Below are 9,974 nucleotides of genomic sequence, written 5' to 3'. Positions count from 1 at the left end.
ACGCGGCAGCTTTAAAAAGAAATTGTAATAATTCGGAGTCCGGATTAAGGCCTGCTAACCCGGGCCGACAAAAGATTCCGGGCTTTTCCGGTAACTGTACCGGCATCCAAAAGAAGCGGAAAAGTGGCTTTGGGCCAAAAAATATAAGCAAATGAGAAAAAAACTATGTATACTGGCTGTTCTTTTTGTTGTAAAAATCCATGCCCAGGAACTTACCCTGCCCGTATATACGCAATACCTCGCAGACAGTGAATTTGTTATTTCCCCCACCTATGCGGGTATTGGCGAATATATAAGGGTACGCGCCAACGGTGTGTCTCAATGGGTGGGTATCAAAGATTCGCCGAACACACAATCTGTTGCGGGAGATGTACGTCTGGGAATGCGATCGGGAGTAGGGATCACCTTCTTTAACGATAAAAACGGATACACCAGGCAGTACGGAGGTAGATTGTCTTATGCACATCACCTCACCATTGACCCGTATGAGAATAATTTCCTCTCCTTCGGGCTTTCCTATAATTTCAACCAGTTCAAAATAGATGTTTCCGAGTTTGCTCCCGGAGATCCGGGAATTACGGATAACCGCCTGGTGAACAACCATAATTTCGATGTGGGTGTATTGTATCGCTACCGGAGGTTTTACGTAAGTCTTAATGCAGCCAATCTGCTGAATAAACGCACGGACGATTTTACCGTAACCGAACCCAATATACTGCGGAATTATTACGTCTATGCCGGGTACAGGTTCCGGAAACACAAAAAAAGTGAATTTGAAATCGAACCTTCCGTATATTTCCAGATATTCGAAAGTGACGGCCGTTCGAGCACCGACTTTAACATCAAATTCAGAAAGTACGATTTCGAAGATTATTACTGGGCCGGGATATCCTATCGCTTTCTCAATGATCAGGTATTGGACCCGCTTAACATAGGTCCTATGGCCGGTATTAAGATCAGTAATTTTTATGCAGCCTATTCCTACCAGGTATCGCTCAATTCTATTTTCGGGTATAATAGCGGAACGCATATGATTACCCTGGGACTGGATATTTTCCAGGGAATAGGAGAATGTAAATGTACACTCAATACCGGAGGATGGTAGTGTCCGGAGAAATTACCGGGTAACCATCCGGGTTCGTTTTAACCGGCCAGACCCGCACATCGTTAATAATACATTTTTTCAACCCTAAAACTTATAATTTACATGAAATATATACTGTGTTTTGTTTTTATGATGTTTTCTGTTTTTGCCTTTGCGGATTGTACTTCACTGTATTCTGCTGTAACCTATGCCTTTTCACATAGCGGAAAATCCCTCAAAGCAAATAATTTCGATCACCAGCGGTATTATGCAAAGCGATCTATGGAAGCGATCGAAAATGCAGAGGAACAGTTGGGAAGCTGTGGCTGTAGCAAGGCAGGAGACATAATATACGATATAAAGGAGAATCTGGAAAAATCCATAGATCCGGAAGATTGGGATACCGGGAGGTTCTATATAAAAAAGGTCCGTACTTTTCTCGGTGAACTGATCACCACTTTGGATCTGTGCACTGCCGATACGGACCCTGTTCCTGCTACAGTGCCGGATACTGCAAAAGAAAATGATTATAAAGAAAAGAAAGTAGAAGGAGAGGACACGGCAACACTGGCGGAAAAACAAATGGCCTTAAAAAAAGAACAGGAAGCACTTATTGCCAGGCAAAAAGAACTTGAAAAACGATTGGAAGAACAACGCCTGCTCGAACAGCGACTGAAGGAAGAAAGAGAATTGGAACTGGACGAACAAAAAGAACTGATGGTAAAGGCGGAAATAGAATTGTATAAAATAGAAAGTGCCGCAGTAGAGCTTATCCGGGCTTTTTCCTGTGAAAAGGAATTTATGACCACGGAAGCATACAAAAGAGATGAAGAAGTTTTGGAAAATGAAAGTATGAGGGAAACCAGAGACTTTTATAAAGAAAAATTTCGGGAAATAACGGAAAAAATGCTGAAAGAACTCAATTCGTGTATCAATAAATGAGGAAATCCTAACAAAAAAATAACCAGTATCCGTATAAAAACCGCCGGGGAGAAATCCCTGGCGGTTTTTATGATCAGGTAGAAGCTGAAACCCTGCTCCTCCGGATATATCGGGATTGCGATTAGTTTCTCCGCATTTTTACTTTTCTTATTTTCAGGTTGATATGTTGCCGGGTTATTGAGTGCTGACTGAATAACTCAGTAACCTGATAACTATGGCAATCCTGTCCGTCCGTCCCGGCGGGGAAATTGCCATTTCCTAACCTCCGGATTTGCAGTCCGGAGTGGTTTGTTTTCCCGGTATTCTACCAGCCCATATCCTTCTTTATATTGAATATTCTTTCCTGGATCATATCCTTGGTCATGAAATCTATTTCCTTCATCAGGAAGGCTTTTTCGTAGGTTCTGAGGGCCTTCTTGGCATTGCCGCTCTTTTCATGAAAATCCGCCTCAAAAAAATAGCCGAGCATAGAATCCGAAAATTCCTTTTTTCCCAGTTTTCCCAGGCTTTCCAGGGAGGCCAGGTCTTCTTTGGCAATACTGGCTGCATAGATAGCCATAATGTCATTTAACCGGATCTTTTTTTGTACATGATAGGTTTCCCCGATAGCGTTGTACTTATTTTCCAGGTATTCAAATACAGGTCCTTTATCATAGGTGAGCACTTGTTGCTTGTATTGTTCGGGATCAATGGGGCGGTAAAGGTCAAAAATACGGTACAGGGAACGCGGAATAGCATACGTGGCTACAGTGTAACTATCCGAATCTTTGACGGTGTAGAAATGATACTGCAGCTTTTCATTTTCTACCGTATCCAACAGGTGATGAAGTTCCGCGATACGTGAAGCAGTTTCTTCGTCCCGGTTTTTATCCGCCGCAATAAGATGATAGAATTTTTGTGATGTAAGGGTAGATAACCTGCTGGAAAGGTAATTCTCCACATTTGGCGCAAAAGTAGGCTCTATATTGATATACGCATCAAACAGGGGGCGATCCTTGAACAAATAGTAATTCGTAAAATTGGCTGTAAGCCCGTGGCCTATGATGATCCTGAAATCGGCCAGGCTGTATTTTTGTGCAAGAGAAGGGATCAGTTCCATGCCTATAAACTCAAAGAAATCATTGCCCTTGCCTTTAGGGAACCCGGTATCGTCATTGTAGTTACAATCACTGTTGCGGTGCCCTTCCTGGCGGATACCTACAATAATGCTTTCCGGCATTTCATCATTATAATGAAAAAAATTGGCAGAAGCCATTGTAACGTCAAAGAGATAATCTGCATCGAGTACTACGATAAGGGGATATTTCTTTTTGGCATCGTAATTTTTTGGGATGTGGTATCTCACATCCCTCGTTTCTCCGAGTTTCTGAGAAGGATAAGTTGTTTCTTTATATTGTGCGGACATGCCGTAAATGCCGAATAACAGGCCGGCGCAGGTGAATATCAAATTTTTCATTCGGATATAAGTTTAAATTAAGCCGTTTATTATCAAGTTGAAAGTTAAAGCCCTGTATCCGACCCCGATAATTATCGGGACCATTGCAGTTCTTTGGTTTCTATAAACTTTTACTTTGTTCAGTTATTAAGTTATTGGGTAATTGCGTGTTGACTAAATAACCGGGTAACTTAATAACTATGGCAATTTCCGAGCCTGGACGGGCAGGATTGCCACTTTCTAACCTCTGGACAGCAAGTCCAGAGAGGTTTAGTATCAGTTATGAAGATTTTTCAGGTTCGTGGTTTTCGGAATAAAAAGTCTGCCTGTACCGTGTCAGCAGAATTCCTTAGCCTTTTTAATACATAAAACAAGCACTACAAAAGAGTAAATGCTTGTTTTATCTTGTTCCGGAGAAAATCTCCGTTACCGGGTGTTTTTCTGTGTAAATTAGTCCTCTATGATCTTGTCGCGTTTTCCGTCTTTGTAAAGCGCAACAAAAACATCGTTGAATCCCATGTCCATCAGTTCCTTTTTCAGAATGCGGGCCTCATCGGGCGTGTCAAAAATACCGATACTAAAGGCGTAAAAAAGATTTGGGTTTTGAGCGTAAATGAAATTGGTGTTGGACTGAAGGGCTATCTGATCTGTTTCAAAAGCCTTTATTTGTACGGTAAAAACAGAGTCTTTGGAAACAGCGGGGAAGGACGTGGCACTCACATTGTCCAGTTTTTTTTGCAGATTGCTGTTTTCGTTTTCCAGACCGGATATTCTTTCCTTTAACACAGAAGTGCTGTCCATGTTCCGGAGCAGTAACGAATTTTTTTCATAGCAGGAAGCATAAGACGCTTCCATAGCCGTGAGTTCTGAACTAAAATAATAAGCAAAGCCAATTATCGCGAGGCAGAGGACCGAAGTGATCGCCCAGGCTGTATTTCGCATTTTTGTGCTCTTGTCGTAACTATTATTTTTTTCGGTAATCTGGTCCAGGAGTTTCTCGTTACTTTTCTGTTCCCTTTCAATTTTCTTGTGCAGTGCTACCAGGTCTTCTTCTTCTATGTAAGGCATATTCGGTATAGTTTGGTTAAATGGAAATATTATTTCTTTTGGCAATCTTGCGGAGGTTGGTCAGGGCATAGCGCATTCTTCCTAGAGAAGTATTGATGTTTACACCCATTTCTTCTGATATTTCCTTAAAGGTCATATCCCTGTATATACGCATAATAATGACATCTTGCTGATCCGGCGGAAGTTCTTCGATAAGCTTTTTTACCCTGGTCTCGGTTTGTTGTTTGATGAGGAATTTTTCCGCATCAAGCGATCCGTCCTCTATGCCGGACAGAAAGTTGAAGTCCTCGAAATTACGGAAAATACGCTTTCTCTGGTTTTGTCTGAAATGATCTATAACCAGGTTATGCGCAATACGCATTACCCAGGACAGGAATTTTCCTTCCTCACTGTAATCTCCCTTTTTTAAAGTATTGACCACTTTAATAAAGGTGTCCTGGAAGATATCCTCGGTAATGTTCTTATCCAGGACTTTGGAGAAAATAAAATTGTAGATTTTCTGGGAATGCCGGGTTATAAATATTTCAATGATCTTATCGTTTTCAGATATTACGCTTTTTACTTCCATGCTGGGGCATTTTTCTGTCATCAGGGTCACAAATAATTATTAATGGTCTTTTTTTACGATGTCCAATGACAAGGTACTGGTCACCCGCCATGCCTCGGTAATCTCTTCTATGGGCATGACAATATTGTTGGAAAAGTTTCCGTTGTCGTTCATGAGATTGAGTATGTACGGGTTATTAGGATCTTTCATTACCCGGTTAATGTGAATTCCCCGAAGCTTGCTCACGAGAATACACACGGTATTATCCTCTATCTGGTTACGGTCTTCGATTTTTTCTCCGATTACGAAAGCACCTTCCCGTAACGTGGGAGACATGGATACACCTGCCATTTGAAAAGCCCTGGCATTGGGGTTCGTAAAAGAGAAAGGAAGGTTGCATTTGGGCATTTTGTCCAGGAATTCCTCTTTCTGATAATTGGATACATACTGGTAATGTGCCTCAATCGGAACAGCCAGGATGCTGTTGGACGATCTGTTCCTGGTGTGTTCGGAAGAAAACAGGACATTGAGGTCTATATCCAGCATATTACATATGGAAATGATCAGTTCGTAGTCCAGGCTGTTTCTCCTCTTCCATGTAGATATGGTGTTGGGCTTTACATCCAGTACCCGGGACAGCTCTATATTTGTCTGTATCCCAAGGTGGTTCTTTAATTTTTTCAGTAGAAGTGTTACGTCTACGTTGTAATCCCTCTTCAGGGCGATAGCGGGATTACATTCATTGGTCGTTTCGATAGTATTAAATTTCATAATAAAGAATTTTTCAATATTCTACAGGTGTTATGGTTTTATATTAAGTTCTGAAACCACTCTGTTGGCAAAGTGAGAGTTACCTTGCTGGCGACATCCGGAATGTCACTGCCAGGCCCGGCAACTAAAAACGGGCAGTACACAAACCAGATAGAGTGGTTTTTTATAGTTCAGAACTTTTTTCCGGGATACATTAAGATGTAATCCCTGTATGCTCAAAAATATGGCGCAGTGGTGTTTTTTCGGTCCGAAAACCTATAGTATTTGTTCGTTCCGAATGTAGAACTTGTTCTAATGAGGAATAGGAAATACCGTGCGGCAGAAGCTGTTTTTTGAAGGGCAAAATGTCCCGATTCCAAAAAAAAGTGGCACATTAAGAGCAAAGAATGCTTCAGAATGCGCCACAGGTAGTCATGGCAATAACGATATGCCGGAACCAGGTTCCGGTTTTACCCGGTATTTTTGTCAGATGGCAAAAACAGGGGCGTCATAATGGTTGAAGATCTCGATAAGTTCGGTGACATTGCCGATGTTCAGTTTTTTGAATATCCGCATTTTGTGTGTGCTTACGGTAGATTTTTTCAGGTCCAGTATGTTCACGATTTCAAGGTTGCCATTTCCCTTAGCAATAAGTCTGGCGATTTCCAGTTCACGGTTAGACAGGCTGTTTAACGGATTTTTTAATGGTTTTCCGTGTTGCAGGGAGGACTCCTGCAAAAAGTGTTTGGTGACGGACCTGCTTACATACGTATCGCCGTTAATTACCTCGGTTATCGCTTCTTCGATCTCTTCCTTGGAACTGTGTTTGTGCAGGTATCCGTTGGCACCGGCATGAATAAACCGCATGGCATACCTTTTTTCGCTTAAGGCAGAAAACATCAGGATTTTTACATCCGGTGATATCGAGCGGATGACACTGATCATTTCCGTTCCTATACCATTGGGGATATCAATATCCAGGATGATCAGCTCGAAATATTCCTTTTTCAGAATATCGATGGTCTGCGAGAAATCTTCAATAGAGGTAATTCTTGCGCCGGGAAGAAAATCTTCAATAATCCGGGCGATAGCAAATTGTATGACAATATGGTCGTCAACTAGTAAAATGGGGTATTTTTCACTCATGGATACATCGTTTTGGTTTAACATTATGGGGTTATCTGTCTATACGTTACGAAAGGCGATCCACTATTTTCAATGCCAATATAGTAATTTTTTAATTATAGTCTACTGCCTTATAAAGAATTAGAAAAATCCGCGGAATATAACCATAAAATCTCTTTTTGAGATTATTTTTACGTATTGTATATTTCGAAATGAAAATATTTTTCAGATAAAAGAACATTGTACACAATAATATTTATTTTGAAGAGTTAATGTTCGTGAATAGTGTATAGTTGTACAGTCTGTAATAAGGATTTATTATACAATTTTTTCACCGTAAGACTCTGTTAGTTAGGGGTTTAAATGTTTGATGTTAAAATTTTAAATATTCTGGTTGCGGAAACGGTGTTAAACTAAAAAATTATAAGCTTATGTTTTGGAGGGGTGTTTTATCTGTTGCTGTTACGGCATTTACAGCCTGGAGTGCCAGTGGACAGGCCAATGTGCTAAATGCTAAAAGGCCTGAAGATATAGGGAAAAAAACTGAGGCGCAGGCAATGGCAGGACCGGATGTGCCATTGGAATACGGCTATGTGGAAGACAGGGATATACTGTGGTCTAAAGTAGTCTGGGAGGTTATAGACCTTAATGAAAGGGTGAACTTCCCTCTGTACTATCCTATTGACGGTACCGGGGGGCATACCGGTAGGCAGTCTCTTTATGATGTTTTGGTTACTAATATAAAGAACGGAAAAATAAGAGATATTTATTCGGATTCCTATTTTTCCGAAAACAGGAATTTCGGAGAACTGGAAGCTACGTTATCTAAAGTAGATACTACCGATCTTGGATACGAACAGATAAATGCGGGGGAACGGGTTTCGGAAATGTATATTGACAGGCGCGACCTGTCTTCTGCCGATATTGTAGAATACCATATTAAAGGTATGTGGTATTTTGATAAACGCCAGGGAGAACTGAAATATCGTTTGCTGGGAATAGCTCCTGTAGCTCCGGATGTCAATTTTATGGATGAAGGAATTGATGACGGTTCTAATCTTGTAGAACTGTTTTGGGTATGGTATCCGGGGGCCAGGCAGGTGCTGCATGAAGCTAAAGCTTTTAATGTGACCAATTCCGGGGTTCCCATATCTTTTGATCATCTGCTCAATGCGCGTAGGTTTAACAGCGTAATATATAAGGAAGAGAATGTATACGGAGACCGGGAGGTCCAGGATTATATTCCGGATAACGCTATGTTCCAGCTCATGGAAGCCCAGCGGATCCAGGAAGAGATAAGAAATTTTGAACAGGATGTCTGGAAAAACGAGTAAACTTTAATCCTCATTCATAATCAGGATATAAAAATATCCGAAAATCCCCGTAAAACGCCTGCACAGTCCGGGCGTTTTATATTTTTGTGTAATGACAACAGATTATATTATTGTAGGGCTCGGCCTGGCCGGGATATCTTTTTGTGAATATCTCCGGGAGAACGGTAAAGAGTTTGTGGTTTTTGACGGAGGGTCTCAGCAGTCTTCTGCAGTAGCCGGTGGTGTTTATAATCCTGTGGTGCTGAAGCGCTTTACCCCCGCATGGAAGGCAGGAGAACAACTGGATATAGCGATGTCCCTTTACAGGAAGCTGGAAAAAAGATTTACCCGGAAATTCGTTTACCCGATGCCGGTATATCGCAAATTTGCTTCTGTAGAAGAACAGAACCTGTGGTTTGAAGCAGCCGATAAACCGGCATTGTCACCTTTTCTCTCCCCGCGGATAATGCACAACGATAATCCTCGTATACATGCGCCCTATGGATTCGGTGAAGTATGGCACACGGGAAGGATAGGGGTAAAAGAGCTCCAGGAAGAATATACCGATCATCTGCTGGCACAAAATAAACTCCGGAAAGAAAGTCTGGACTATGAAGTTCTGGAGTTTACCGAAGGCGGTGTGCGATATAAGGAGATCGCAGCAAAGCATATAGTGTTTGCAGAAGGTTTCGGGATGATGTCCAATCCGTTTTTTAACTATTTGCCGTTACGGGGAGCAAAGGGAGAGTTGCTGACCATTAAGGCGTCCGGACTGCGCTTGAATGCTATATTAAAATCGTCTGTTTTTCTAATTCCCCTGCAAGACGATCTTTACAAAGTGGGGGCTACCTATAATTGGCAGGATAAGACCAATGCCGTAACCCCCAGGGCAAGGGAAGAATTGTTAAGTAAACTGAAGCCTGTTCTGGATGGCGAATACGAGGTCGTAGAGCAGGAGGCGGGAATACGTCCTACCGTGACGGATCGAAGACCCCTTACCGGCAGGCATCCTCATTATAAAAACATGTATATACTGAACGGTCTGGGAACCCGTGGTACATTAACGGGGCCGTATGTTGCCGGTCAGTTGTATCGCTTTATAGAAGAAGATGCCCCGTTGAGCGAAGAGATCGATATAGAACGGTTCCGGTCAAAATATCCGGGATAATGTCGTATTCTATAGTGTTTCATGTGGTTCCGTCAGGAAGCTTCCGGCCTTTTCGTTTGCTTGCCGGCATCCGGATCGTATTTGATAAAGAAGTTTATCCATATGTTCCTGGATAATCGCATAATTACGGGCATAAATGCGATGAGCGTTCCCATGATGGCAAAGAAAGCTATCTTTAAACCCGTGCCTATAAATAAAAAGGAGATGACAAAAGCACCTACAGCAAAAGCTGTTCCTACGCCATAACTAACGTACATAGCCCCGTAAAAAAAGGAAGGTTCTATCTTGTAACGAGTGCCGCAATGCGAGCACTTTTCGTGCATTTTTAACGTTTTGTACGGATTGTAGAGATTCTTGTCGGTATACATGCTTTCCTGCTGGCATTTAGGGCAGCTTCCTGTTAAAACACTATATAGGCGGGATCCTTTTTTTAACATGGGGAAATTGAATTTACAGAAATTGCATCAAAATTACTAAATAATAGTTTAATATCCGGAGCTGTGCAACGCCTAAACTTCGCAGGCCCGAAAAAAATACGTTTA

General features: G+C 41.7%; 10 protein-coding genes. 4 read left to right on the top strand and 6 right to left on the bottom strand.

Annotated elements, in window-relative coordinates; all coding sequences use genetic code 11:
* Positions 1-151 precede the first annotated feature (151 nt).
* On the top strand, positions 152-1,105 hold the full coding sequence (locus tag ACVBDU_RS17955) for a PorP/SprF family type IX secretion system membrane protein (protein WP_447181107.1): 954 nt from the start codon (positions 152-154) through the stop codon (positions 1,103-1,105).
* 102 nt (positions 1,106-1,207) lie between these two features.
* Positions 1,208-2,026 (top strand): coiled-coil domain-containing protein, encoded by an 819-nt coding sequence (locus tag ACVBDU_RS17950; protein WP_447181106.1) that lies wholly within the window; start codon positions 1,208-1,210, stop codon positions 2,024-2,026.
* A 304-nt stretch (positions 2,027-2,330) separates the two neighbouring features.
* Here ACVBDU_RS17950 and ACVBDU_RS17945 read toward each other — a convergent pair whose 3' ends face one another.
* The 5 genes from ACVBDU_RS17945 to ACVBDU_RS17925 all read right to left on the bottom strand — a co-directional run bounded on the left by ACVBDU_RS17945 (position 2,331) and on the right by ACVBDU_RS17925 (position 6,972).
* Positions 2,331-3,482 carry an alpha/beta hydrolase gene (locus tag ACVBDU_RS17945; RefSeq protein ID WP_447181105.1) on the bottom strand — a complete coding sequence of 384 codons (1,152 nt, stop codon included), beginning with the start codon at positions 3,480-3,482 and terminating at the stop codon, positions 2,331-2,333.
* A gap of 429 nt (positions 3,483-3,911) precedes the next feature.
* A complete protein-coding gene (locus ACVBDU_RS17940) occupies positions 3,912-4,529 on the bottom strand; it encodes a hypothetical protein (protein WP_447181104.1) in 618 nt (205 codons plus the stop codon).
* 16 nt (positions 4,530-4,545) lie between these two features.
* The gene (locus tag ACVBDU_RS17935) at positions 4,546-5,097 is read right to left on the bottom strand and encodes an RNA polymerase sigma factor (RefSeq protein WP_447181103.1); all 552 of its coding nucleotides are present in this window, start codon (positions 5,095-5,097) and stop codon (positions 4,546-4,548) included.
* Positions 5,098-5,136: 39 nt separating this feature from the next.
* Positions 5,137-5,847 (bottom strand): LexA family transcriptional regulator, encoded by a 711-nt coding sequence (locus ACVBDU_RS17930; RefSeq protein ID WP_447181102.1) that lies wholly within the window; start codon positions 5,845-5,847, stop codon positions 5,137-5,139.
* 465 nt (positions 5,848-6,312) lie between these two features.
* Positions 6,313-6,972, bottom strand: coding sequence for a response regulator (locus ACVBDU_RS17925; RefSeq protein ID WP_447181101.1), 660 nt, complete (start codon positions 6,970-6,972; stop codon positions 6,313-6,315).
* Positions 6,973-7,382: 410 nt separating this feature from the next.
* Between ACVBDU_RS17925 and porN the strand changes: the two genes are divergently transcribed.
* Positions 7,383-8,285, top strand: a complete 903-nt coding sequence (gene porN / locus ACVBDU_RS17920; protein ID WP_447181100.1) for a type IX secretion system ring subunit PorN/GldN — start codon at positions 7,383-7,385, stop codon at positions 8,283-8,285.
* Positions 8,286-8,376: 91 nt separating this feature from the next.
* Positions 8,377-9,432, top strand: a complete 1,056-nt coding sequence (locus tag ACVBDU_RS17915) for an NAD(P)/FAD-dependent oxidoreductase (RefSeq protein WP_447181099.1) — start codon at positions 8,377-8,379, stop codon at positions 9,430-9,432.
* A 32-nt stretch (positions 9,433-9,464) separates the two neighbouring features.
* Here ACVBDU_RS17915 and ACVBDU_RS17910 read toward each other — a convergent pair whose 3' ends face one another.
* Positions 9,465-9,869, bottom strand: coding sequence for a DUF983 domain-containing protein (locus ACVBDU_RS17910; RefSeq protein WP_447181098.1), 405 nt, complete (start codon positions 9,867-9,869; stop codon positions 9,465-9,467).
* Positions 9,870-9,974 lie beyond the last annotated feature (105 nt).

The organism is Sinomicrobium endophyticum (assembly GCF_052983315.1).
Note: the sequence above shows the minus strand (reverse complement) of the source record. Positions and strands in the feature narration are given on the sequence as shown.